Source organism: Bradyrhizobium sp. 187 (assembly GCF_023101005.1).
Lineage (GTDB): Bacteria > Pseudomonadota > Alphaproteobacteria > Rhizobiales > Xanthobacteraceae > Bradyrhizobium > Bradyrhizobium canariense_D.
Window position 1 is genome coordinate 1,068,954 of the sequence record NZ_CP064693.1, and the last position, 21,704, is coordinate 1,090,657.

At 65.0% G+C, this 21,704-nt stretch carries 27 protein-coding genes; 9 read left to right on the top strand and 18 right to left on the bottom strand.

Features of this window, described 5'->3' with window-relative positions; genetic code table 11:
- Window positions 1-30 precede the first annotated feature (30 nt).
- The 8 genes from IVB19_RS05205 to IVB19_RS05240 form a co-directional block, all read right to left on the bottom strand.
- Window positions 31-1,065 (bottom strand): D-alanine--D-alanine ligase family protein, encoded by a 1,035-nt coding sequence (locus IVB19_RS05205; protein ID WP_018453512.1) that lies wholly within the window; start codon window positions 1,063-1,065, stop codon window positions 31-33.
- The gene (locus tag IVB19_RS05210) at window positions 1,062-2,090 is read right to left on the bottom strand and encodes a putative zinc-binding metallopeptidase (protein ID WP_018453513.1); all 1,029 of its coding nucleotides are present in this window, start codon (window positions 2,088-2,090) and stop codon (window positions 1,062-1,064) included. The genes IVB19_RS05205 and IVB19_RS05210 overlap by 4 nt, the downstream gene beginning before the upstream one ends.
- 238 nt (window positions 2,091-2,328) lie before the next feature.
- The gene (locus IVB19_RS05215; protein ID WP_007614838.1) at window positions 2,329-3,282 is read right to left on the bottom strand and encodes a ribose-phosphate pyrophosphokinase; all 954 of its coding nucleotides are present in this window, start codon (window positions 3,280-3,282) and stop codon (window positions 2,329-2,331) included.
- Window positions 3,283-3,475: 193 nt separating this feature from the next.
- Window positions 3,476-4,084 (bottom strand): hypothetical protein, encoded by a 609-nt coding sequence (locus tag IVB19_RS05220; protein ID WP_018453515.1) that lies wholly within the window; start codon window positions 4,082-4,084, stop codon window positions 3,476-3,478.
- A gap of 113 nt (window positions 4,085-4,197) precedes the next feature.
- Window positions 4,198-4,965, bottom strand: coding sequence for a peptidoglycan editing factor PgeF (gene pgeF / locus IVB19_RS05225; RefSeq protein WP_018453516.1), 768 nt, complete (start codon window positions 4,963-4,965; stop codon window positions 4,198-4,200).
- Window positions 4,962-6,080, bottom strand: coding sequence for a class I SAM-dependent methyltransferase (locus tag IVB19_RS05230; protein ID WP_247821056.1), 1,119 nt, complete (start codon window positions 6,078-6,080; stop codon window positions 4,962-4,964). The genes pgeF and IVB19_RS05230 overlap by 4 nt, the downstream gene beginning before the upstream one ends.
- A gap of 21 nt (window positions 6,081-6,101) precedes the next feature.
- The gene (lgt, locus tag IVB19_RS05235; protein WP_247371553.1) at window positions 6,102-6,947 is read right to left on the bottom strand and encodes a prolipoprotein diacylglyceryl transferase; all 846 of its coding nucleotides are present in this window, start codon (window positions 6,945-6,947) and stop codon (window positions 6,102-6,104) included.
- An 8-nt stretch (window positions 6,948-6,955) separates the two neighbouring features.
- On the bottom strand, window positions 6,956-7,693 hold the full coding sequence (locus IVB19_RS05240; protein ID WP_018453519.1) for a dienelactone hydrolase family protein: 738 nt from the start codon (window positions 7,691-7,693) through the stop codon (window positions 6,956-6,958).
- Between the two features lie 169 nt (window positions 7,694-7,862).
- On the opposite strand from IVB19_RS05240, the gene IVB19_RS05245 reads away from it, so the two are divergent.
- The 4 genes from IVB19_RS05245 (at window position 7,863) to ychF (ending at window position 10,784) form a co-directional block, all read left to right on the top strand.
- Window positions 7,863-8,114 (top strand): accessory factor UbiK family protein, encoded by a 252-nt coding sequence (locus IVB19_RS05245; protein ID WP_007596812.1) that lies wholly within the window; start codon window positions 7,863-7,865, stop codon window positions 8,112-8,114.
- A 183-nt stretch (window positions 8,115-8,297) separates the two neighbouring features.
- Window positions 8,298-9,017 carry a 50S ribosomal protein L25/general stress protein Ctc gene (locus IVB19_RS05250; RefSeq protein WP_018453521.1) on the top strand — a complete coding sequence of 240 codons (720 nt, stop codon included), beginning with the start codon at window positions 8,298-8,300 and terminating at the stop codon, window positions 9,015-9,017.
- A gap of 58 nt (window positions 9,018-9,075) precedes the next feature.
- Window positions 9,076-9,681: an aminoacyl-tRNA hydrolase gene (gene pth / locus IVB19_RS05255; protein WP_018453522.1), complete on the top strand. Its 606-nt coding sequence runs from the start codon at window positions 9,076-9,078 to the stop codon at window positions 9,679-9,681.
- 5 nt (window positions 9,682-9,686) lie between these two features.
- Entirely contained in the window at window positions 9,687-10,784 is a 1,098-nt protein-coding gene (gene ychF / locus IVB19_RS05260; RefSeq protein WP_026232547.1) for a redox-regulated ATPase YchF, read from the top strand.
- A gap of 29 nt (window positions 10,785-10,813) precedes the next feature.
- Here the strand turns inward: ychF and IVB19_RS05265 are convergent, their stop codons facing one another.
- A complete protein-coding gene (locus IVB19_RS05265; protein WP_018453524.1) occupies window positions 10,814-11,110 on the bottom strand; it encodes a DUF4282 domain-containing protein in 297 nt (98 codons plus the stop codon).
- 178 nt (window positions 11,111-11,288) lie between these two features.
- Here IVB19_RS05265 and IVB19_RS05270 point away from each other — a divergent pair, with 178 nt between their 5' ends.
- The 3 genes from IVB19_RS05270 (at window position 11,289) to IVB19_RS05280 (ending at window position 12,568) form a co-directional block, all read left to right on the top strand.
- Window positions 11,289-11,741 carry a MaoC family dehydratase gene (locus IVB19_RS05270; RefSeq protein ID WP_018453525.1) on the top strand — a complete coding sequence of 151 codons (453 nt, stop codon included), beginning with the start codon at window positions 11,289-11,291 and terminating at the stop codon, window positions 11,739-11,741.
- Window positions 11,741-12,223 (top strand): MaoC family dehydratase, encoded by a 483-nt coding sequence (locus IVB19_RS05275; protein ID WP_018453526.1) that lies wholly within the window; start codon window positions 11,741-11,743, stop codon window positions 12,221-12,223. Before IVB19_RS05270 ends, IVB19_RS05275 begins: the two co-directional genes overlap by 1 nt.
- A gap of 198 nt (window positions 12,224-12,421) precedes the next feature.
- Entirely contained in the window at window positions 12,422-12,568 is a 147-nt protein-coding gene (locus tag IVB19_RS05280; RefSeq protein WP_007596790.1) for a hypothetical protein, read from the top strand.
- Window positions 12,569-12,596: 28 nt separating this feature from the next.
- Here IVB19_RS05280 and IVB19_RS05285 read toward each other — a convergent pair whose 3' ends face one another.
- The 5 genes from IVB19_RS05285 to IVB19_RS05305 all read right to left on the bottom strand — a co-directional run bounded on the left by IVB19_RS05285 (window position 12,597) and on the right by IVB19_RS05305 (window position 15,918).
- Window positions 12,597-12,734 (bottom strand): hypothetical protein, encoded by a 138-nt coding sequence (locus IVB19_RS05285; protein WP_018453527.1) that lies wholly within the window; start codon window positions 12,732-12,734, stop codon window positions 12,597-12,599.
- 280 nt (window positions 12,735-13,014) lie between these two features.
- The gene (locus IVB19_RS05290) at window positions 13,015-13,437 is read right to left on the bottom strand and encodes a hypothetical protein (RefSeq protein ID WP_018453528.1); all 423 of its coding nucleotides are present in this window, start codon (window positions 13,435-13,437) and stop codon (window positions 13,015-13,017) included.
- A gap of 240 nt (window positions 13,438-13,677) precedes the next feature.
- On the bottom strand, window positions 13,678-14,595 hold the full coding sequence (locus IVB19_RS05295; protein WP_026232548.1) for a hypothetical protein: 918 nt from the start codon (window positions 14,593-14,595) through the stop codon (window positions 13,678-13,680).
- Window positions 14,596-14,807: 212 nt separating this feature from the next.
- Window positions 14,808-15,248 carry a nuclear transport factor 2 family protein gene (locus tag IVB19_RS05300; protein ID WP_018453530.1) on the bottom strand — a complete coding sequence of 147 codons (441 nt, stop codon included), beginning with the start codon at window positions 15,246-15,248 and terminating at the stop codon, window positions 14,808-14,810.
- Window positions 15,249-15,465: 217 nt separating this feature from the next.
- A complete protein-coding gene (locus tag IVB19_RS05305; RefSeq protein WP_247299169.1) occupies window positions 15,466-15,918 on the bottom strand; it encodes a nuclear transport factor 2 family protein in 453 nt (150 codons plus the stop codon).
- A gap of 277 nt (window positions 15,919-16,195) precedes the next feature.
- On the opposite strand from IVB19_RS05305, the gene IVB19_RS05310 reads away from it, so the two are divergent.
- A complete protein-coding gene (locus IVB19_RS05310; protein ID WP_018453532.1) occupies window positions 16,196-16,435 on the top strand; it encodes a hypothetical protein in 240 nt (79 codons plus the stop codon).
- Window positions 16,436-16,555: 120 nt separating this feature from the next.
- Complete coding sequence (locus IVB19_RS05315; protein WP_245288369.1) at window positions 16,556-16,873, top strand: hypothetical protein; 318 nt, start codon at window positions 16,556-16,558, stop codon at window positions 16,871-16,873.
- 125 nt (window positions 16,874-16,998) lie between these two features.
- On the opposite strand, the gene uvrB is transcribed toward IVB19_RS05315, so the two are convergent.
- From uvrB to IVB19_RS05335, 4 genes are all read right to left on the bottom strand, one after another.
- Window positions 16,999-19,974 carry an excinuclease ABC subunit UvrB gene (gene uvrB, locus IVB19_RS05320; protein ID WP_018453533.1) on the bottom strand — a complete coding sequence of 992 codons (2,976 nt, stop codon included), beginning with the start codon at window positions 19,972-19,974 and terminating at the stop codon, window positions 16,999-17,001.
- Window positions 19,975-20,075: 101 nt separating this feature from the next.
- Window positions 20,076-20,306, bottom strand: coding sequence for a hypothetical protein (locus tag IVB19_RS05325; protein ID WP_018453534.1), 231 nt, complete (start codon window positions 20,304-20,306; stop codon window positions 20,076-20,078).
- 58 nt (window positions 20,307-20,364) lie between these two features.
- A complete protein-coding gene (locus IVB19_RS05330; protein WP_007596778.1) occupies window positions 20,365-20,592 on the bottom strand; it encodes a hypothetical protein in 228 nt (75 codons plus the stop codon).
- Between the two features lie 123 nt (window positions 20,593-20,715).
- Complete coding sequence (locus IVB19_RS05335; protein WP_018453535.1) at window positions 20,716-21,633, bottom strand: LysR substrate-binding domain-containing protein; 918 nt, start codon at window positions 21,631-21,633, stop codon at window positions 20,716-20,718.
- Between the last annotated feature and the right edge of the window lie 71 nt (window positions 21,634-21,704).

Below are 21,704 nucleotides of genomic sequence, written 5' to 3' on the forward strand. Positions count from 1 at the left end.
CTCGAAGGATGAGGGCGATCGCCGCCGTCATCACCCCAGTGACACCCCCGCTTTGGCGCGGCTGATCCCAAGCGTCAGGATGCGCTGCAGGAGAGCCGGATATTTCAGTCCGTCATGTAGAGCGGCCGTGGCGAACTCCTGGCTCTTGGCGATCTCGGGATTGGGATTGGCTTCGATGAAATATGGCGTGCCGTCGGCAGTGAGACGAAAATCGATGCGCGCATAGCCGTCGAGGCCGAGCACCCGGTAGATGCGTTTCGCGGCCCGCTGGATCCTGGCGGTCACTTCCGGCGCCAGATCCTTCGCAGGCCCGTCGACGATGCCGACCTTCTCCTGATAGTCGGTGTCGTGCTTGGCCTTCTCCGTGGCGATATGCCGTGACGAGCGGCCACCCATGCTGCCGAATTTCAGCTCCCAGACCGGCAGAACGCGCAAGCGATTGTTGCCGAGCACGCCGACGTAAAGCTCTCGCCCCTCGATGAACTGCTCGGCGATGGCGGCGGATTCGACCCGCTCGTGGATGAAGGCAACCCGCTCGGCCAGCTTCTCGTCGGTGTCGACGATGGAGGCTTGCGAGATGCCGAACGAGCCATCCATGTTCAGGCTCTTGACGATCAGCGGCAGCGCAAGGCGTGTCGGGCGTTTCACCTTGCGGCGCATCGGGAAGACCGCAAAGGCCGGCGCAGCGATCCGGCGGTGATGCACCAGCGTCTTGGACAAATCCTTGCCGCGGGCCAGGGTCAGGCCGCGCGGATTGCACCCGGTATAAGGGACCTTCATCAGCTCGAGATAGCTCGCGATGTGCTGGTCGAAGGCGACGTTGTTGTGGAATTCCTCCAGCAGCGTGAACACCACGTGCGGCTTGAACTCCTCGATCGCCTCGCGCACCGGCTTGATTTCCTCCTGCGCGCCGAGTGGTCGAACCTCGTGGCCGGCTGCGCGCAAGGTACTCACGACGTCGTATTCGGTTTTCCACGCGTTGATCTCCTGCACGGTGTGTCCGTCGCTGGAGTCCGGCGGCACGAAGTCCGGATGCATGAGCACCAGAATGCGCAGACGTCTCATAGCGCGATCCATTTTCGTTGAGACGGGCCAAACATCGTGTGCATCGTCTTGGCGGTCACGAGGACGATGAAGTCGAGAACGAGCTTCTGTTCGGGGCCGACGGCACGCAGATCGAGCTCGCGGCAGCGAGAGATCATCTCGTCGAGCACGGCATCGAGTGTAAGCTGATTCTCGCCCGTCCATCGCGCCACCAGCTGCCTGATATGGGCGCGGTGCCGCCGGATCAGGGCCGAAGCCGGCTTCGAGCGGTGATGCCGTGGATCGGCTGAAAACAGCCGGGACAGATCGCGGTCGTAGGTCTTGGGGGGCGTGAAGGCGTAGAACGCCTGCTTCTTCTTGTAGTGCTCTTCGAGCGTCTGGCTCAGCCGACCCAGCGTATCGACACGCTCCCGCGTCGTGATCAGCGGTCGCTTGCCCGCGATCTCGCCCATCAGTTCGTCGACATATTCGAGCTTCTTCAGCGCCGGCCAGCCGGCGTATCGTGTCCGCCAGTTCGAACGGGGCCGCAGCCACACCGCAAAGGTCTCGGCGAAATCCTCGTCCGGATGGCTCTGCGCGTACCAGAGCCGCAGATGCTGGACATAGCGCCGGCTGGCCGGATTGGGCCGGTAATAGCGCGGATAATGTTTCGACGACGGGCCGAACAGTTGCTGCCAGCGCCGGCGGCGCTGCAACTGGTAGCCGTGCTGTATGGCGTGGCCCGCTTCGTGACGGAGGATGGCCATGCATTCACGCCAGGTTCCGCCCTCGACGTCGAACATCATCTTCTTCTCGAGCTTCATCAGGCGGGGATGAGCGAGATAGAACGGAATGGCGATGCCGGGAACGCCGCCCGGACTGAACCATTCGCTCGACATCCAGGTGTGCGGCCGCAGCCGGATGCCGCGCTCCTGGAGCTCCTCGTACAGCGCGCTGACGCAATCCTCGAGCCAGGTGCCTTCGACCGTAACCCTCAGGCTGGAGAGGCGTTGCTTGAGCAACTCATCATCCGACAGCTTCTCCCAGGCAAATTTCCGGCGTGGCATCGGGCATCCAGAGGGCAGAGATGACTCGGGATTCGGATGATGTCATGGGCGCTCGTTGGCAACAACCCGGGGGGCGGCGGCGCGTGAGGCCGTAGGGGGCAAAGCGACTTGTCCGCCGGAACTCGACGAGCGAAGGCGGAGCGTGCTCACCGTCTTCATGGCCACAAAAAAGGTGGGCACGGCGCGTTGCGCCTTTGCCCACCCTACGATTTTCCGCAAGCGGCCAGAGGCGAAAACCTCAGTCAAACAGGCTCGACACCGACTCTTCCGCCGCGGTGCGCGCGATCGCGTCGGAGATCAGGCTGGCGATCGGCAGCGTGCGGATGTTCGGGGCCTTGCTCACCGCATCCGTCGGCAGGATCGAGTCGGTGATCACCAGCTCCTTCAGCCTGGAGTTCGTGATCCGGGCCGCCGCGCCGCCGGAGAGCACGCCGTGGGTGATGTAGGCGTAGACGTCCTTGGCGCCCTTGGCGATCAGCGCGTCAGCGGCGTTCACCAGCGTGCCGCCGGAATCCACGATGTCGTCGATCAGGATGCAGGTGTAGCCGGCGACGTCGCCGATGACGTTCATGACCTCGGATTCACCCGCCCTCTCGCGGCGCTTGTCGACGATCGCGAGCGGGGTGTTGATGCGCTTGGCGAGGCCGCGTGCGCGCGCCACGCCGCCGACGTCGGGCGAGATCACCATTGTCCTGGAGAGGTCGAACTTGTCCTTGATGTCGCGCACCATCAGCGGCGCTGCGTAGAGATTGTCGGTCGGGATGTCGAAGAAGCCCTGGATCTGGCCGGCATGCAGGTCGAGCGTCATGACGCGGTCGACGCCAGCCTGGGTGATTAAATTGGCGACGAGTTTTGCCGAGATCGGCGTGCGCGAACCCGACTTGCGGTCCTGCCGGGCGTAGCCGAAATAGGGCAACACCGCGGTGATGCGGCGCGCCGAGGAGCGGCGCAGTGCGTCGGTGATGATCAGCAATTCCATCAGATGGTCGTTCGCCGGAAACGAGGTCGACTGGATGACGAAGGCATCCGAGCCCCGCACGTTCTCCTGGATCTCGACGAAGATCTCCATGTCGGCGAAGCGCCGTACCACCGCCTTGGTCAGCGGCAGGTCGAGACCTTGCGCGATGGCCTGAGCGAGAGCCGGATTGGAGTTGCCGGCGACGAGCTTGATGGAGCCGTTCTTGGCCGACATGGACGCTTCCTCCCGCGCTTTGCTGGACACGATGTTCAACATCAAACAATACCCACTGGAAGCACGGTTACGACGGGCGAGGAAATATCAGGCCGGGGGCTGCAATGGCAACCCGGGGCACTACGTTTTCCCTGCGAAATCCCGAGTCCGGCCAACGGTTTGGCCGGAAAACGGGGCCGTGGTTTCGCGGGGGTTAGCGCTCGGCATAGCCCAGCGCCGAGGCCGGCATGTCGGCCAATGGAGCCTCCGGGATCACGCTCGCCACGGCCGGCCCGCGCAAGCCGGGCGCCGAGTTCGGCGCATCCGGTGTACCGTTGATCATGTTGGAAAGTCCGCTGAATCCGGCCTGGGCGATCTTCCGCAGCACGAGGTCGTCGGCAGCGCCCCAAGGATCCCGGCCGCCCTTGGCCGCGGTCGGTTCCTCGCCGGAAAGGCGCAGCGCCCGCTGCTGGTTGGCGTCGTAGACGTCCCAGACCCAGGCGATCACGGTCTTGCCACGAACGATCTGGGCGGAGAGGTAGCTGCGCACGCGGTAGGCAGCCGTCCCCTCGCGGGAGACCACGGACAGGCTGCGCAGCTTGGATTCGCTGTCGAGCACGCCGACCATGCGGTCGAACACTTGCGGCGGCGGCCCGTCGATCGATTCGAACGCGACTGTCGCCCCCGAGCCGGCGCTCGGCGCCATCGCATAGGAGTTCGCGGCGCCACCGCCACCGGCACAGCCGCCAAGCGCGGCCGTCAGCAGCATGACCGCGAGCACGCGCGAACCCGCGCGGCGCAAGATGAATGACGCGTCCCTCATTATGGAGGGCAGCGATATCGTTAAAACGCATTAACGTCTAGGGCGGGGGCGCCACAGGCCACTATCATCGCGCGCAGGCATCGCCCCGGAATGACACGGGGTTGCCTTTGTGTTCACGCTTCGAGCGCGATCGCGTGAACGTGGCGGCCGTAATCCGGCTCCTTGCGATGTACCGAGCGGCGGTAGCTGAAGAAGCGTTCGTCGGCGTAGGTGTCCAGACCGAGATCGTCGATCATCAGGATGCCCGCGGCTTCCAGACGCTTGCGGATGAAGCCGGCGAGGTCGAACATCGCGTGTCCCTCGCGCACCGACGGGATGAAGAACATGGCGTTGTCTCCATCCGCCTCGATGAAGCGCGCCACGAACTCGTTGCCGACTTCATAACTGTCCTGGCGGATCAGCGGGCCGATCGCGGCGATGATGCGGCTCCGCGAGGCGCCGAGTTTTTCCATCGCCGAAATGGTCTGCTCCAGCACGCCGGTGAGCGCACCCTTCCAGCCGGCATGCGCGCCGCCGATCACGCCCGCATTGGGATCGACGAACAGCACCGGTCCGCAATCGGCGGTGGAGACGCCGAGCGCGATGCCGGGCACCTTCGTCACCAGCGCATCGCCCTTCGGCCGCGGCCCGCTCGGCCACCGAGCTTCGGCCACGAGCACGTCGGGCGAATGGATCTGGTGCAGGCTGAGAAAGCGTTCGGGTGCGACGCCGACATGCTCGGCCATGCGGCGGCGGTTCTCCGCAACAAGGGCCTGGTCGTCATTGGAGCCGAGCCCGCCGTTCAGCGCGGAATAGATGCCGCCCGAGACGCCGCCCTCGCGGGTGAAGAAGGCGTGGCGCAGGCCGGGCACCGCGGACAGCAGCGAGGAGGCAAGCGTCATGAATCGTCTCCGGCGCGTTCGAGATCGCTGAGTCCCGCAAGGCCCGTCAGCCGCGGCTCGGAGATGCCGAGCACCTTGAACATCGAACCCATGCCGCTGCGCCCGGTTTCGGTCAGGCGCTTGAGCGCGATCGAAATGTCGGTGGCGACGTCAGGCGCCGCCTTCTGCATCAAGGCGGCTGCACGGGTCTCGATGCCGACGCGTTTGAGGAAATCGCCCTGCGTCACCGGCCCGTGCACGCGGGCGCCGACGTCCTCCGCCCCGCGCGCGAGCGCCTGGAAGTCGACATGGGCTGTGACGTCGGCCTGGCCCGGCGCCTTCAGGGGATCGGTGAAGGTGTGGCGCGCGATCGCCTGGAAGGTGTCGCCGGCATCGCTGCGCAGATGACCGTAATCGATGATCAGCGCCGCGCCGTCCTGGTCGCGCACGCGGCTGGCGAGCTTCATGATCTCGGCATCGGGCCGCCATTCGAACACGGCCCCGACGGGCGCGGCGCGCACCAGAGACGGCAGCAACACCTCGAAGCGCGGCGTCGGCTCGGCCGCCGCGCCGAATTGAAGTTTTCCGTTGGCGTCGACCTCGATCACGCGCTCGTGCCAGCCGTTCTCGTGTCGGACCATCTGGTGGATCGGCAGCACGTCGAAATATTCGTTGGCGAGGATGATGCTCGGTCCCTCGGGCACGTCGTCGATGCTGTCGTGCCAGGCGATGTTGCGCACGCCCGACAGCGTCGCACTCTGCCGCTCGCGGAGGACGGGATTGACCTCGACCATGTGGATGTGGAGCGCCTGGTAGAGCGGCGGCAGCACGCGGAGCGCGCGCAGGGCGTCGGCCATCATGGTGCCGCGGCCGGGGCCGAGCTCGATCAGCCGCAGGAATTGCGGCGAGCCCATCTGCTTCCACACCGAGGCGGTCCACAGGCCCAAGAGCTCGCCGAACATCTGGCTGACCTCCGGCGCAGTGGTGAAGTCGCCTTCTCGTCCCAACGGATCGCGCGAGACGTAGTAGCCATAGCGCGGATGCATCAGGCACAGTTCCATGTACCGCCAGACCGGCATGGGGCCCGAGGATTTGATCAGCGCCTTGATCTCGTCGAGTAACGGCTGGTCGGTCACGGCCTATCTTCTCAAAAGGAATTAACGAATAGCCCCTACGGGCTCGGGCGCACCGCGCCTCACTGCCAATACAATAAGTATGAGGCCTACAATAAGCATCGGGATCGACAACAGCATGCCCATGGTTAATCCGCCCCAGAGGAAGCCGAGCTGGACGTCCGGTTCGCGGAAATGCTCGCCGGCGATCCGGCTCAAACCATAGATCAGGATGAAGGCGCCGAGGATCATGCCCGGCCGTTTCAGGGCGCCGAAGCGGATCATGATCGCGAGGGCGGCAAACAGCAAAATGCCCTCCATGCCGGCCTCGTAGAGCTGGCTCGGATGGCGTGGCAGCTGGGTGGGATCATTGGGGAAGATCATCGCCCAGGGCAGCTCCGGGTCGGCGGCGCGGCCCCACAATTCGCCGTTGATGAAATTGGCGATGCGGCCGAGCAGCAGCCCGACCGGAGCGACGGCGGTGGTGATGTCGCCGAGCGACAGGATCGAGATGCGGTTGCGATAGGCGAACCACATCACCGCGACGACGCAGCCGAGGAAGCCGCCGTGGAAGGACATGCCGCCTTCCCACAGCTTGAAAATCGCGGCGGGATGGTCGATGAAGAAGGGCAGGTTGTAGAACAGCACATAACCGGTGCGGCCGCCGAGGATGATGCCGAGCGTGACCCACAGAATGAAGTCGTCGATCTGCACCAGCGACATCGGCGCCGGGCCGCCCCACAGCCGCTCCCTTTTCAGGAGCGAGCGCGCATAGAGCCAGCCGAACACGATGCCGCAGATATAGGCCAGGGCATACCAGCGGATCGCGAACGGGCCGATCTCGATCGCGATCGGCTTGAAGGCGGGAAAGTCGATGAGCAGAAGTTGCATCGCGCCTTCTATGTCTGGACGAGATTGCGGCGATAGAGCGCCAGCAGACGCTCCCAATGCCGCTCGGCGGCGTCGCGGTGATAGGCCGGACGCTTGGGGAAGGCGAAGCCGTGATGGGTGCCGGGATAGATCTCGACTTCGGCTTTGGCGCCGCTCATGCCCTGCTTCACCTTCTCGATGATCTCGGCGGGCGCGTAGATGTCGGTCTCGGCGCAGGCGAAGTAGAGTTCGGCCTTGGTCTTGGCTGCCGCCAGATGCGGGCTGTCGTCCTGGTCGGTTGCGAGCTGGGTGCCGTAGACCGAAGCGGCGGCCTTGACGCGATCGGGAAAATGCGTGGCGGCGTTGACGGCGTAGCGGCCGCTCATGCAGTAGCCGACTGTACCGATCAGTTTGGTGTTCGCGGCCGCCTGGCCCTCGGCATAGGTGAGCAACGCCCGCGTGTCGTCCATGATCATGGGGATCGTGAGCGATCCCATCAGCGCGAACATGCGCTTGCGTTCCGGGGCGTTCGGATCGGCCGGCAGCGCGCCGAGCTCCATCACGCCGGAGCGGTAATAGAGGTTCGGCAGCATCACGTAATAGCCCGATGTTGCGAGCCGGCGCGCCATGTCGCGCAGCTCTTCGCGGATCGCCGGCGCGTCCATGTAGAACAGGATGACCGGAAACGGCCCGCCGCGTTCGGGATGGCTGATGAAGGTTGCGGTGTGACCGTCCTTGGTGGGGATCGCGATCTGCTGATCGATCATCTCGAGCGCCTTTTGTGATTCTTCTTATGCAGGGACGTTGAATACGATTGCAAGGAAACCGGGGCATGACAAGGATACCGCCGATCGGCCCTTGAACCCGCCCAATCGGATTGCCATTGTCTCCCCGCGCGTTCGCGCAGAGTTCATCGAAAGCCGCCAGGAGACCGACATGACCCAGACCAACAACCGGTTTTTCGACGAGATCGGCCGCCTGATGAACGATGCCGCCGGCGCCGCGCAGGGCGTCAAGCGCGAGTTCGACACGGTGATGCGCACCCAGGCCGAAAAATTCCTGCGCGACATGGACCTGGTCAAGCGCGAGGAGTTTGAGGCGGTCAAGGATATGGCGCGCCTGGCGCGCGAGGAGAACGAGGCCCTGAAGGCGCGCATCGCGGCGCTGGAGGCCAAGCTCGGCGGGTAACTCCGCCGGCTCCTTCCGGGCGATCCGGTTCCTTCCGGCCGCCCATTCTCCTTGTTATTTCCGCGTCTTCCGGGTAAAAGCCCGCCACGTCCGCAGCCCCCGCACCCCTGGAGGCTTGCTGCGGCGTATGCCATGGGCCGCGTTGCGGCCCATTAACTTTTGCAAAAACAAGGACTTAACGTTATGGCGACCGTCAAGGAATTGAAGGCGACCGCACGTCCGAAGAGCGGCAAGGGGGCCGCCCGGGCTGAGCGTCGCGCCGGGAGAGTGCCCGGAGTGATCTACGGCAACAACCAGCCCCCGCTGACCATCTCGGTGGACGATCGCGAACTGCGCTCGCGCATCCTCGCCGGCCGGTTCCTGACCACGCTGGTCGACATCGACCTCGAAGGCAACAAGCACCGCGTGATTCCGCGCGACTACCACCTCGATCCGGTCAAGGACTTCCCGATCCACGTCGACTTCATGCGGCTCGGCGAAGGCGCCACCATCCGCATCAGCGTTCCCTTGCACGTGGTGAAGGCCGAAGGTTCGCCCGGCGTGAAGCGCGGCGGCGCCGTGAACATCGTTGCGCATGCGATCGAGCTCGAGTGCGGCGTGGAGAACATCCCGCAGTTCATCGAGGCCGACGTGGGTTCGCTCGAAATCGGCCACTCGCTGCATCTCTCCGACATCAAGCTGCCGGCCGGCGTGAAGGCGCTGACCTCCGAGGACGCGACCCTCGTCACCATCGTGCCGCCGTCCGGCTACGCCGAAGAGCTGAAGGCTGCTGCTGCTGCTCCTGCCGCGGGTGCTGCTGCTCCGGCGGCTGGTGCTGCTCCGGCTGCGGGTGCTGCTGCTCCGGCAGCGGCTGCCAAGGCCCCGGCTGCCAAGGCTCCCGCCGGCGGCGACAAGAAGAAGTAATCTCTCAAAGCTGGCGCGCGGTCCCTGATCGCGCGCCGAGCGAGGGGCGCGCCGCGTCATGCGACTGTTTGTTGGGCTCGGCAATCCCGGCCCGAAATTCGCACGTAACCGGCACAATGTCGGCTTCATGGCCGTCGACGAGATCGCGCGGCGTCATGGTTTCGCACCCTGGCGCCGCAGGTTTCAGGGCGAGACCTCGGAAGGCACGCTCGGCACCGAGCGCGTGATCCTGCTCAAGCCGATGACCTACATGAATGATTCCGGCCGCAGCGTTCAGGAAGCGGCAAGCTTCTTCAAGATCGCGCCGGGCGACGTCACCGTATTCCATGACGAACTCGAACTGCCGCCGGGCAAGGTGCGGGTGAAGATCGGCGGCGGCATCGCCGGCCACAACGGCCTGCGCTCGATCTCCGCCCATATCGGCAACGAGTACCGCCGGGTGCGGCTCGGCATCGGTCATCCCGGCGTCAAGGAATTGGTGCACGGCCATGTGCTGTCGGACTTCGCCAAAGCGGACAACGACTGGGTGGCGACGCTCTGCGACGCGGTGGCCGAGCACGCGGCATTGGTTGCCAAAGGCACGGACGCGACCTTCGCCAACAGGGTGCACCTCGCCATGCAGGCGAAGGGATTTTTGACCAAGGACGACAACGGCAAGGAATAACGCTCGTGGGATTTAAATGCGGGATCGTCGGGTTGCCCAATGTCGGCAAGTCGACCTTGTTCAACGCGCTGACCGAGACGGCCGCGGCGCAGGCGGCGAACTATCCGTTCTGCACGATCGAGCCGAATGTCGGCGAGGTCGCGGTGCCGGATCCGCGGCTCGATAAGCTCGCAGCGATCGCCAAGTCGGGCCAGATCATCCCGACCCGGCTGACCTTCGTTGACATCGCCGGCCTCGTGCGCGGCGCGTCCAAGGGTGAAGGCCTCGGCAACCAGTTCCTCGCCAACATCCGTGAGGTCGACGCCATCGCGCATGTCGTGCGCTGCTTCGAGGACTCCGACATTACCCATGTCGAAGGCAAGATCGCCCCGCTCGCCGATATCGAGACCATCGAGACCGAGCTGATGCTCGCCGATCTCGACAGCCTCGAGAAGCGCGTCGACAATTTGTCCAAGAAGGCCAAGGGCAACGACAAGGACGCCAAGGAGCAGCTCGACCTCGTCAATCGCACGCTGGTGCTGCTGCGCGAAGGCAAGCCCGCGCGCCTCGTCGAGCGCAAGGCGGAGGAGGAGCGCGCCTTCGGGATGCTCGGCCTGCTGTCGTCCAAGCCCGTGCTCTACGTCTGCAACGTCGAGGAAGGCTCGGCCGCATCAGGCAATTCGTTCTCGAAGGCGGTGCAGGACCAGGCTGCCAAGGAAGGCGCCATTGCGGTCGTCATCTCGGCAAAAATCGAATCCGAGATCGCCACCATTTCGCGCGACGAACGCGCCGACTTCCTGGAGACGCTGGGTCTCGAAGAGGCCGGCCTCGATCGCCTGATCCGCGCCGGCTACACGCTGCTCGACCTCATCACCTATTTCACGGTGGGCCCGAAGGAAGCGCGCGCCTGGACCATCTATCGCGGCACCAAGGCGCCGGGCGCGGCCGGCGTGATCCACACCGACTTCGAGAAGGGTTTTATCCGCGCCGAGACCATCGCGTATGAGGACTACGTCGCGCTGAACGGCGAAGCCGGCGCCCGCGATGCCGGCAAGCTCCGCCTCGAAGGCAAGGAATACGTCGTCGCCGACGGCGACGTGATGCATTTCAGGTTCAACACGTAAGACGCTGGAGTTCGTGCCCCGGAAGCGCCCTACCGCACCCCGCCGCCTTGATCCCTGATCGCGCCAAGATGCTCGTTGATGCGGAAGATGATCAGGATCAGCTCGGCGAGAATGCGCGAGAACACGATTCCGACGACGACGCTCGCGATCGACGACAGCAGCATCAGGAAGCCGCCGAACGGGCTGATCGCCATCATTGCGAGGCCGGAGAAGATGCCGGAGAGGCCGAACAGGCAGATCAGCGCGATCACCAGCCAGTAGAAGGTCTTGATGATCGTCGGCGTGATAAAGCGGTCCCATTGAAACAGGTCGCTGAATGAAAACATTGCTCTCCCCAGGGCAATTCAGGTGTTGTCGGGCCTTGCAAATGGATCGTGGCCCCTGCTCGATCCGACTCAAGACCGACGCCGGCGCGCCGAATGTAGCACGAGCCATGCGGGCCGGCGGGTTGAGATTGCCGCAAAGTGCGGCCACAATCTGTCGTTCCCTCAAACCTTTCCCAAGATGACCCTGACCTTCGAAGATTTCCCGCCCGGCCGGTTCGGAACATTCGGCCCGCGCCATGTCACGCGCGACGAGATCGTGGCCTTTGCCGCCGAGTTCGATCCGCAGCCGATGCACCTCGACGAGGACGCCGCCAGCAAAAGCATGCTGCGCGGCCTGTCCGGCTCGGGCTGGCATCTCTGTTCGCTGATGATGCGGATGATGGCCGACGGTTTCATCACCCGCGCCGCTTCGCTGGGATCTCCCGGCGTCGACGAAGTGCGGTGGCTGTCGCCGCTCAGACCCGGCGACGATCTCATGCTCGAAGTCGACGTCGTGGAGGCCCGCACCTCGAAGAGCCGCCCGGAGCTCGGCATCGTCAAATTCAAATGCACCGTGCGCAACGCCGGGGGTGATGCGCTGTGCGAGATGACGTCGCCGATCCTGATCAAGCGGCGCGAAGGGGCGGTCTGATGCCGTTTTTCGAGGAGATCGAGATTGGGCATCGCCGTGAGATCGGCGCCTATACGTTCACGGCCGAGTCGATCAAGACATTCGCCGCAAAGTTCGATCCGCAGCGTTTTCACCTCGACGAGGAGGAGGGCAAGAACTCCTTGTTTGGCGGGCTCGCGGCCTCGGGCTGGCACGTCGGGTCGGCCTGCATGAGCCTGCTTGTCGCCGACGGCCAGCGCCTGGCGCGGGAAGCCGCTTCGCGCGGCGAGGAGGTCGCGGTGTGGGGCCCGTCGCCGGGCTTTCGCGACCTGCGCTGGATCAGGCCGGTGCTCGCCGGCGACATCGTCACCTACGTCAACGTCGTCATCGACAAGCGCAGCTCCGCCTCGCGACCCGGTTGGGGCATCCTGACCGCGCGCACCACCGGCACCAACCAGCGCGGCGAGGACGTCTACGCCATCACCGCAACCGCCTTCGTGCCGATGCGTGTGAACGGCGGTTAGATTCGTTCCAGGATGAACGGCGAAAACAGCGCGCGAGTGTTGCCCCCGCGCTATGGACGCGATTCCGGGTGGCTGCCATAAGCCTGCGCAACATGGTTTTCCCGCGAAGCAATGCGCGGAACCATCGAGTTGCTAACCAATTATGAACCTGTCGCTGTCTATTTGAACGAACTGGGCAGAGTACAGGGGACGAGGACCATGGCAGACCGCGGCGCACTCAAGCTGGTCGGATTCATCTTTGCTACCGCGACGCTGGCCGTGATGCTGGTGGCCGGCATGGTGGTGAAGGGCTATGCCGACGGCGCCTACACCCTGGAAGCTTCGACCGTGGAAGCCGCCCGGTAAGATTTCGTTAACTCCGCGGCCTCCGCCCTCAGCGGCTATAGACGAACGCCAATGTCGCGATCGCAACCGCCAGCAAACCGACAAAACGCAGCATGATCGTGCCGAACTGGTTCGGCGCGGGCCGCAGCGGTATCGGGTCGGTGGTGTCGGGCCGAATGCTTTCCATGAAAAGTCCCCAGGCCCGGCCGCGATGGCAAGAGCGCTTGGCGTTAGTCGCCGGATGGATGCGGGAAGTTCAAACCCCTCCGCTGTTATGCCCCGCCAAAGCGGGGCATCCGGTACGCCGCGCGTCACAGTTCTAGCCTCGCTGCCTCTGGAATACTGGATCACCCGCTTTCGCGTGATGACACTTTTCGTGGGGCGCGTGCGCACCGTCACACACCCCACGAATCAAAACCGCCGCGCCCCTTTCGGAACGCGGCGGCTGGTGATGCGGGATGCAGCGATCAACTGTTGCGCAGGCCGTCGGCGGCGCGCTTCCACTGCGAGACGTTGTCGGCGATCATGCGGGTCGACTTCATCGCGGCCTGGCTGAGCTGGGCGTAGCCGGAGATCTCGCGCTGGACGCGCTGGCCTTCGGCGTGGAGCAGGTCGCGCAGGCTCTCGAGCTCGGAGATCAAATTCTCGATCTCGGCGAGGGAGGTGCCGGCGACGCGCTGGATCAGCGAGTTGACGTTGGTGACGGTGGCCTCCGCGCTCGGATCGAGCGGCGGCGCGTCCGCGGCGGTCGCTGCCGGACGGCGCAGATAGGCGATGTCGTTGCGGACGAAGTCACGGATGCCGGCTTCGACTTCCGTCACTGCGGCAAGGTTGGTGTCGATGGTCTCGGTCTCGGTGGCTTCGGTCTTTTCCGGACGCATGGCGTTCATCGTTATTCCCCTGTTCGCGTTGAGCGCAGCGCGAGTGTCCCCCGCACGACGACGTCGGTCTGGGACTAGGGCGCCGGATTTTGGCCGCAACTTGGCCGAGGTGCGGCAAGGGCGGTCCATTCGGGGGCTTTGCCGTGGCGTATGGTTACCGGAGTCTGAACGCGGCCGCCGCGCCGAAGTGAATGCGCGGCCGGTCGGTGCTCGACTCCCTCGCCCCGCAGGGGGGAGAGGCGAAAACAGCTACCAGCTCTTCTTGAAACCCGCCGTCAGGCTCTTGTTGATCGCCCCTTGCGAGGTTTCGCCGACGGAACCGGAGACGGTGACGTTGTCGAACAGCTTCTGTTCCGCGCCGACCTTGCGCAGCCATTTGTCGTCCGTGGTCGACAGCGACTGGCCCGCGGTGATGCTGGTGCCGGTATCGGTGAGAGTGACCTTGGCCGACTGCTCGGTCTCGTAATTGCGCGTGACGTGACCGCCGACGCCGGGGAGCGCCGTGGTGCCCTGCTGGTTGACGCTGTAGCCGTTCTGCAGCGTCAGCGACGTGTCGCCCGACAGCGGCACCGACTTGATCAGCGAGGCCCCGAGCTTGCTCTGCTCCGCGCCGGGATCGACGCGAGCCTCCACCGCGGTCTTGTCCCAGATCGCGCCGGCGCCCGGCGCGGTCGCGGCCGCCCAGGCGCTGCCGGACGATTGAGGCACGCTGCCGCCATTGCTGGCCTTCTGTGCCAGCAGCTCGGACATCGTCCGCGGCTCGCTCGTCACCGTCATGTCGGCGCCGATGCGGGCGTCCCAGAATGAGGATACCGACTGCTTCACCGTCACCGCCGAGGAGCCGTTGGCGTTGGCGTTCGTCGCCCAGTTCAGCCCGTCCTTGGCGGCGGCCTGCGCGCGCTTCTTGGCGGCGATGATGTCGTTGAGCGTGCCGGCGTCGATCGCGAGCTGGCCCCAGTCGAGCTTGTCAACGTCGATGCCGCTCAGCACGTCGGGGTCGTTGACGTCGGGGGCCTCCGCCGCTTCGGCGTCGTCGTCGGGCGCTGCGGCCGGGCCGGGGGAGAAGGGCGGAATGATCTGCGCCGAAACCGTCAGCACCGATCCCAAGATCAAAGCGGCCGCCAGCATCGGCAGCCTGGTCCAGCCAAACCCTGTCGCGAATTCCATCGTCCTGCCCGTCAGCCCAGTTCCCGCCGAGGATGCGGAACCATCATTGCGAAATTGTGGCGGTTCCATCAGACGCGAACCAACGGGCCGCGCGAAAGGCGCGCGCCCGATGACGAGCTTCTCCACGATTGCATCGGCGGGGCTGGAGGCCAGGACGCGTCGTGGGGTGCTCAGCCATCGGTCCCGAAGTGCGGGGCCCGTTGGTGTTCCGTTCAGCCGACGCTGGTCATCTTCGGCAGATGAATGGCGCGGCCAAGTGCCTGCTCGACCAGATCAAACGTGTCGATCAGCACGCGCATGCTGGTGAGCTTGCCCGCCCTGAACTGGGCAAACTGCGCCACCCGCAAGCTGATCGGCTTGCTGGAATCCAGTGCGGTCAGCGAATAGCGCAGCATCGAGGCGGCGGAATCGACACCGAGCATGATGCTCTCGCGGTCGAAGCGGCGGACCTGGAAATTGTCGGCGAATTGGCGGATGACGTCGAGCACGGCGTCCTTGCCCTGGCGCGCGCCGAGGAACGGAAACATGTCGATCGGCCCATAGAGCGCCCACTCGACGTCCTCGTCGATCAGGGCCTCGATGTCCTCGAAATGCCGGTCGTTGATCGCGCGGTGCAACGCACGCGAGAAACGCCAGAGGCTGTGCTCTGTCATCTTGGGCAGTCCTGAAGCTGGCTTGCGAAAAAGCGAAAAACAACCCCAAGCGCACAGGAAAGATGCCGCGGGGTCGCTCAACTCATTTGTATACGAACAAAATACGTCAATTCGGCCAAAACGCAATTCACGTTTTCGCAATGCACAATTGATTCCGGCGTGTGAGATTTACAATAGAACCCCGTATTTTCCCGGTCCGGGCCGGTTTGGGAGAGAGCTAGCCCCCGTCCACCCGCTCGCCCACGATCAGGGGGCCGATCTCACGTTCCAGCACCTGCTGCACCAGGTCGTAGGAATCGATGATCTCGCGGATCTGCGCCACCTTGCCGCGGCGAAAAGTGTAGAAGACGGCCATGTCGACCTGAATGATGCGGTCGTTGCTGCGCTTCCTGAAGAACACGCGCAGATAGGCCGCGACCGTGTCCCCCTCGGCGACGATCTGCGGCACCTCGTAGCGGATCTCGGCGTATCGCTCCTGCACGGTGCGCCAGAATTCGCCGAGCTCCTGCTTGCCGTGGCAGGGGCCCATGTGCGGCAGCACATCGATCGGCGCGTGGGTGAGGAAGTCGACGTCGTCGGTGCAGCACGACAGCGCGGCAGCGAGATCGCTGCGCGAGATGGCGTCGAGCAGATGCAGCACGCGCTGGCGATTGAGCTTCTCGACCGTCATTCCGCCCGCCCTCATCGGCCGTGTGGAGTTCGCGCAAGGCTAACGCGCTGCCTCGGACACCGGCAATCCGCAAACCACAGGGGATATTGCTGACGTATGACGCGCCAGCGTAATGCCAGGTTCATGACTGCAATTTATGGTTGAGCAAGCGCGAGCCTTCACGAATTCGTGCAGGCGTTCGGCTGCATGGTCTAGCGAAGCATCGCGTGCGCGCGCGGGAACCGGGACGGGCCCGTGCCTGTTGAGAGTGCGACACCGCATCCGGAGACATTGATCCATGAAATCCCTCGCCGCCATCGCCGTACTTCTCATCTGTGGCGCGACGTCCGCCGCCAACGCCAAGGGCTGCATCAAGGGCGCCGTCGTCGGCGGCGTCGCCGGCCACTATGCTGGCCATCACGGCGTCCTCGGCGCCGCCGCCGGCTGCCTCTACGGCCGCCACCATGCCAAGGAACAGCAAGAGCAGGAGAGACAGCGGCAACAGCAGAGCCAGGTGAACGGGCAGGGCAAGCTGTAACCCCTGGTCATTCGGGGGGCGCGCGCCTTGTTCCCGCAGAGGAAATGGGCGTGACGCATCTCACATCAGGTCCCCCTGATGGCGGCTGGATTCATCCGCATGTCCTCAGGGAGACGTGCCATGGCCGCCATCGCCAGAGTCAGAAAGTCCAGCCTGCATAACGCGCTCGAAGGCCTCGCGCTGACCGCGACGCTGCAGAGCTTCCCGACCTTCGCCGCCGCCGCATTCCTGCTCAAGCTGGTCGGCAATCACGACCTGGTCGGCGATCCCGGCGTCGCCATCTTCGTCGCCATCGCCTCGCTCGCCCATGCGCTGCTTGCGGTGAGCTTCCCGCATTTGTTCAAGACCGTCTACGAACCGAAGTTCTTCGAGGCCCATCTGTCGCTCGCCGACAAGATCACGGCATGGCGCACCCAGCGGTCGCCTCGCTGCAACTGATGACCACCGTGCTGCTGCTGTCGGTGATGGCGGTGGTGACGGCGAGCCTGGGGTGAGTTCGCGTTCTCATGATTCTCCGACGCCGCCATGAACAACCATGGGCGGCGCCGGCGCTCCGCGCCCCCTTACCTCTTCTTCCACCCACCCCTATGCCCCGGCGCCCCACCGCTCGACCTCGGCGATGGCCCGAACTCCGGCCCTGACTGCCTTGAATCCGTCGGCTGGATGATGCGGCTCTCGCCACCGAACGGCTTCGACGGCAGCGCGCGGTCGCCCCGATATGGCAACGATTCCGGGCCGTGCATCTCGTCGAGATGCGGCTTGTGGATTCGCGAGCCCTTGCTGCCGCTGGCCTTGAGCGCTGTGGCGGCGCTCTTGTTCTTCAGCGCGCTGACCGGCAAATTGGCGGCGTCGCCGTATTTCTTCGCGCCCGCATAGGCTCCGGCCTTGCCCTGCACCGTGCGCTGCTTGACGGTGGGATCGTCGACCACCGCGAGCTCGGTGGCGCGCAGGCGCTTGACCTCGTCGCGCAGGCGCGCGGCTTCCTCGAAGTTCAGATCGGCGGCGGCCTCGCGCATCCTCGTCTCGAGATCGCCGAGCACGGCTTCAAAATTGTGGCCGATCGAGATGACGTCGTCGGTCATGTCGTGGCCGCCGATCTCGACCAGCACGTGATCGCGCTCGTAGACGCTGTTCATGATGTCGCCGATCGACTTCTTGATGCTCTCCGGCGTGATGCCATGCGCCGTGTTGTACTCGACCTGCTTCTCGCGGCGGCGGTCGGTTTCGGCGATGGCGCGCTCCATCGATCCCGTCATCTGGTCGGCATAGAGGATCACCTTGCCGTCGACGTTGCGCGCGGCGCGGCCGATGGTCTGGATCAGCGAGGTTTCGCTGCGCAGGAAGCCTTCCTTGTCGGCGTCGAGGATCGCGACCAGCGCGCATTCGGGAATGTCGAGGCCTTCGCGCAGCAAATTGATGCCGACCAGCGCGTCGAACGCGCCGAGCCGCAGATCGCGAATGATCTCGATGCGTTCGATGGTGTCGATATCGCTGTGCATGTAGCGAACGCGAATGCCCTGCTCATGCAGATATTCGGTGAGATCCTCCGCCATGCGCTTTGTCAGCACCGTAATCAGCGAGCGATAGCCGGCCTGCGCCGTGGCCCGGACCTCGCCGACGAGATCGTCGACTTGGGTGCGGGCCGGGCGGATGTGGACCGGCGGATCAATCAGACCGGTCGGGCGAATCACCTGCTCGACGAACACGCCGCCGCTCTCGTTGATCTCCCAGGCGCTGGGCGTCGCGGAGACCGCGATGGTCTGCGGCCGCATCATGTCCCATTCCTCGAAGCGCAGCGGGCGGTTGTCCATGCAAGAGGGCAGCCGGAAGCCATATTCGGCGAGCGTCGCCTTGCGGCGGAAGTCGCCGCGGAACATGCCGCCGATCTGGGGAACGGTGACGTGGCTCTCGTCGGCGAACACCAGCGCGTTGTCGGGCACATATTCGAACAGCGTCGGCGGCGGCTCGCCGGGCAGGCGCCCGGTGAGATAGCGCGAATAGTTCTCGATGCCGGCGCAGCTTCCGGTTGCCTCCATCATCTCGAGGTCGAAGGTGGTGCGTTGCTCCAGTCTTTGCGCTTCCAGCAGGCGGCCCTGGTCGTGGAGCTGGTCCAGCCGCATCTTCAATTCGGATTTGATCGACTTGATCGCCTGCACCAGCGTCGGGCGCGGCGTCACATAGTGCGAGTTGGCGTAGATCTTGATGAATTCGAGCTCGTCCTGCTTGTGGCCGGTGAGCGGGTCGAACTCCTCGATGGTCTCGACGGTGTCGCCGAACAGGTTCACGCGCCAGGCACGGTCTTCATAGTGCGCCGGGAAGATGTCGATGACATCGCCGCGCACGCGAAATGTGCCGCGGGTAAAATCGGCCTGGGTGCGCTTGTACTGCAGCGCGACGAGGTCGGCGATCAGCTGGCGCTGGTCGATGCGCTCGCCCTTCTTCAGGGCAAAGGTCATCGCGGTGTAGGTTTCGACCGAGCCGATACCGTAGATGCAGGACACCGAGGCAACGATGATGACGTCGTCGCGTTCGAGCAGCGCGCGCGTCGCCGAGTGGCGCATGCGGTCGATCTGCTCGTTGATCGAGGAGTCCTTTTCTATGTAGGTGTCGGTGCGAGGGACATACGCTTCCGGCTGGTAATAGTCGTAATAGCTGACGAAATACTCGACCGCGTTGTCGGGGAAGAAGCTCTTGAACTCGCCATAGAGCTGGGCGGCGAGCGTCTTGTTCGGTGCCAGGATGATGGCGGGCCGCTGCGTCGCCTCGATCACCTTGGCCATGGTGTAGGTCTTGCCGGAGCCGGTCACGCCGAGCAGCACCTGCGAGCGGTCGTTGCGGTTGATGCCCTCGACCAGCTCGGCGATCGCGGTTGGCTGGTCGCCGCGCGGCTCATAATGCGACTTGATCTCGAAGCGCACGCCGCCTTCGGACTTTTCCGGGCGCGGCGGCCGATGCGGGGTCCACACCCTGGTGGAGCCGTCGTCCTTGCGGAACTCCGGCCGGCCCTCGCGGATCAGCGATTCCAGCGCGTCGGCGGTGGCCTTGACGCCGAGCGCCTCCATCTTGCTGCGCGGCGGACGAGCCAGGGCTTCGGCATCGTCCTCTTCCGTCGGGAGGCCGAGCTGACGCGCCAGTTCCGGATCGAGCGTCGGTATCGTGGCCGCGGTTCCGTAATTGGCCTGCGGCGCCTCGTCGAAGCCCGCGTCGCGGGCGCCGGGCGGCTGCGGATTGGGCCGCAGCGGCATTGGCCTCGTATTGTCCTGCGGAAACTCTTTCGGCGTCGAGGCCCGCGCGCGATGCGCGGCGGCCTCGCCTCCGGAGCGGCGATCGCGCGAATTGTCCGGCGGCGGCTGCAGTCCGGTGCCCGATCCGAGCCCGGCACCGCCGCGATTGATCGCGGGATTGAGCAACTCGGCCAACGCCGGCCCGATCGGCTGCACGTCGGGGCGAGACGCCTTGGAATTCGGCGCCTTCGCGTTCGGAGCCTTGGCCTTGGGGGATTTGCCGGATTTTTCGGAGGATGCAGGTTTCTTCGCCATGCTCCGAATATGGGGCGAGTCCGCCTCGCAATAAAGAGCGAATGCCCGGCAATGCTCAGACTGCTGACAGCAGGTTGGCAGCAGGCCTTGGGATCTTGCGATCAGGCCGCCGGCAGCGGTCCCTCATCGTCCCCGGCTGCCTGACGCGGCTCGAGGATGTCGAGATGGATGCCGCCGCAATCGGTGCAGCGCATGGTCCAATACTCGCATCCGGCACGGCCGCCGATCACGCGGAGCACCGTGAGATCGCCCTCGCATTCCGGGCAGCTGGACAACACATTGCGGGTGTAAATCCTCGGCCGCGGCGTGTCTTCGAATTCGATGACTGACATGACCGATTTCCCCCTTTGACCCTGCGCCGTTCCTTGGTTCGCCTGCAGTCCCGCTCGCTTATTCGTCGTCGCTGTCGTCGGCCCGCCGGCGGAAGCGATCGATGTGGTGCTTGGCATGGGCAATCGCGGCATCGGGATCAGGCCAGGCGAAGCCGACTTCCATGGCCGGAAACAGCACGCCGTCGATGGCAACCGGGCTGAAATCGGCACGCCGGATCCGGGCGTGCCACAGCCCCTGGCCAGCTTCGAAGGATTCGATGTCAAAGCCGTCGTAAAGGGTCGTCATTGCAGTCCCCAAAATGTTTTATTCGAGCGCCTTGTTGGAGGGTCAGGGGACCACGTTTGCGGATTCTGGGATGTGAAGCCGTTCACAAGCGGCGGGCTTTTTTGCCAAAGTCCGATAGCAGCGTCAGTTCCGCGCGCTGGTGCGGCCGGGCCGCCGGACGGGACGGGCGGCGGGTTCCGACGCCGCGCGCATGATCCACCGGCGGAACGCGGCAAAGTCGCGCTGCTCGGTCTGGAAGCTGCGATAGAGCAGGTACCAGCGCATGCCCTTGGGCACCGAGAGCTCGAATGGCGCCACCAGCCGGCCGGCGGCGAGGTCGTCGTCGATATAGGGTCGGATGCCCATGGCGATTCCGAGCCCGTCGGCGGCAGCCTGAAGCGCCTGGCCGTAGAACTGGAACTCCGGTCCCCGCGCGTTGACGCGCGCGAGGTTTGCGGCCTTGAGCCAGATCGGCCAGTCCTCGGGCGAATGCGCGACGCGGATCAGGCTCGGTGCCTTGAGATCGGCCGGGCGCTTCAGCGAGGAGGCGAGGCGGGGCACGCAGACCGGCGTGAGGTCGCCGGCGAACAGCGGCTCGGCCACCAGCCCCGGCCAGTCGCCGGTGCCGAGCTGGATGCCGCAGCTCCAGTCCTCGCCGAACGGCACCGACGCGCCGCCGGTGGTGAAGCGCACCTCGATGTCGGGCTCTTCGCTGCGAAACTCCGACAGGCGCGGGATCAGCCAGCGCATCGCAAAGGTGTGGCCGATGCCGATGGTGAGCACGCGGACGCTCGAGGGCGCCGTCACCTGCGCGGTGAGGCTTGCGAGCGCATCGAAGATCGGCGTCAGCCCGCTCTGATAGGCGCGGCCCGCCTGCGTCAGCAGCAGCTTGTTGGCCTTGCGCTCGAACAGCGCGACGCCGAGCCGTTCTTCCAGGATGTGCACCATGCGGCTCACGGCGGCTGCCGATACGCTCAGCTCGAGGCCGGCCGCGGCAAAGCTGCCGGCCCGCGCCGCGGCCTCGAATGCCTTGATGCCGTTGAGAAACAGCAAGCGCCGCAAATGACCGACCCTCAGGAAAGCTGATGCCAGGCCAAGATAACTCAGTTTGCGTAGACGGGGCAAGCGGGGCA

Bases quoted from the DNA above. Each gene is read 5' to 3' on its own strand.
- IVB19_RS05205 (WP_018453512.1), bottom strand. From the start codon at position 1,065: ATGAGACGTCTGCGCATTCTGGTGCTCATGCATCCGGACTTCGTGCCG.
- IVB19_RS05210 (WP_018453513.1), bottom strand. From the start codon at position 2,090: ATGCCACGCCGGAAATTTGCCTGGGAGAAGCTGTCGGATGATGAGTTG.
- IVB19_RS05215 (WP_007614838.1), bottom strand. From the start codon at position 3,282: ATGTCGGCCAAGAACGGCTCCATCAAGCTCGTCGCCGGCAACTCCAAT.
- IVB19_RS05220 (WP_018453515.1), bottom strand. From the start codon at position 4,084: ATGAGGGACGCGTCATTCATCTTGCGCCGCGCGGGTTCGCGCGTGCTC.
- pgeF (WP_018453516.1), bottom strand. From the start codon at position 4,965: ATGACGCTTGCCTCCTCGCTGCTGTCCGCGGTGCCCGGCCTGCGCCAC.
- lgt (WP_247371553.1), bottom strand. From the start codon at position 6,947: ATGCAACTTCTGCTCATCGACTTTCCCGCCTTCAAGCCGATCGCGATC.
- IVB19_RS05240 (WP_018453519.1), bottom strand. From the start codon at position 7,693: ATGATCGATCAGCAGATCGCGATCCCCACCAAGGACGGTCACACCGCA.
- IVB19_RS05245 (WP_007596812.1), top strand. From the start codon at position 7,863: ATGACCCAGACCAACAACCGGTTTTTCGACGAGATCGGCCGCCTGATG.
- IVB19_RS05250 (WP_018453521.1), top strand. From the start codon at position 8,298: ATGGCGACCGTCAAGGAATTGAAGGCGACCGCACGTCCGAAGAGCGGC.
- pth (WP_018453522.1), top strand. From the start codon at position 9,076: ATGCGACTGTTTGTTGGGCTCGGCAATCCCGGCCCGAAATTCGCACGT.
- IVB19_RS05265 (WP_018453524.1), bottom strand. From the start codon at position 11,110: ATGTTTTCATTCAGCGACCTGTTTCAATGGGACCGCTTTATCACGCCG.
- IVB19_RS05270 (WP_018453525.1), top strand. From the start codon at position 11,289: ATGACCCTGACCTTCGAAGATTTCCCGCCCGGCCGGTTCGGAACATTC.
- IVB19_RS05275 (WP_018453526.1), top strand. From the start codon at position 11,741: ATGCCGTTTTTCGAGGAGATCGAGATTGGGCATCGCCGTGAGATCGGC.
- IVB19_RS05280 (WP_007596790.1), top strand. From the start codon at position 12,422: ATGGCAGACCGCGGCGCACTCAAGCTGGTCGGATTCATCTTTGCTACC.
- IVB19_RS05285 (WP_018453527.1), bottom strand. From the start codon at position 12,734: ATGGAAAGCATTCGGCCCGACACCACCGACCCGATACCGCTGCGGCCC.
- IVB19_RS05290 (WP_018453528.1), bottom strand. From the start codon at position 13,437: ATGAACGCCATGCGTCCGGAAAAGACCGAAGCCACCGAGACCGAGACC.
- IVB19_RS05295 (WP_026232548.1), bottom strand. From the start codon at position 14,595: ATGGAATTCGCGACAGGGTTTGGCTGGACCAGGCTGCCGATGCTGGCG.
- IVB19_RS05300 (WP_018453530.1), bottom strand. From the start codon at position 15,248: ATGACAGAGCACAGCCTCTGGCGTTTCTCGCGTGCGTTGCACCGCGCG.
- IVB19_RS05305 (WP_247299169.1), bottom strand. From the start codon at position 15,918: ATGACGGTCGAGAAGCTCAATCGCCAGCGCGTGCTGCATCTGCTCGAC.
- IVB19_RS05310 (WP_018453532.1), top strand. From the start codon at position 16,196: ATGAAATCCCTCGCCGCCATCGCCGTACTTCTCATCTGTGGCGCGACG.
- IVB19_RS05315 (WP_245288369.1), top strand. From the start codon at position 16,556: ATGGCCGCCATCGCCAGAGTCAGAAAGTCCAGCCTGCATAACGCGCTC.
- uvrB (WP_018453533.1), bottom strand. From the start codon at position 19,974: ATGGCGAAGAAACCTGCATCCTCCGAAAAATCCGGCAAATCCCCCAAG.
- IVB19_RS05325 (WP_018453534.1), bottom strand. From the start codon at position 20,306: ATGTCAGTCATCGAATTCGAAGACACGCCGCGGCCGAGGATTTACACC.
- IVB19_RS05330 (WP_007596778.1), bottom strand. From the start codon at position 20,592: ATGACGACCCTTTACGACGGCTTTGACATCGAATCCTTCGAAGCTGGC.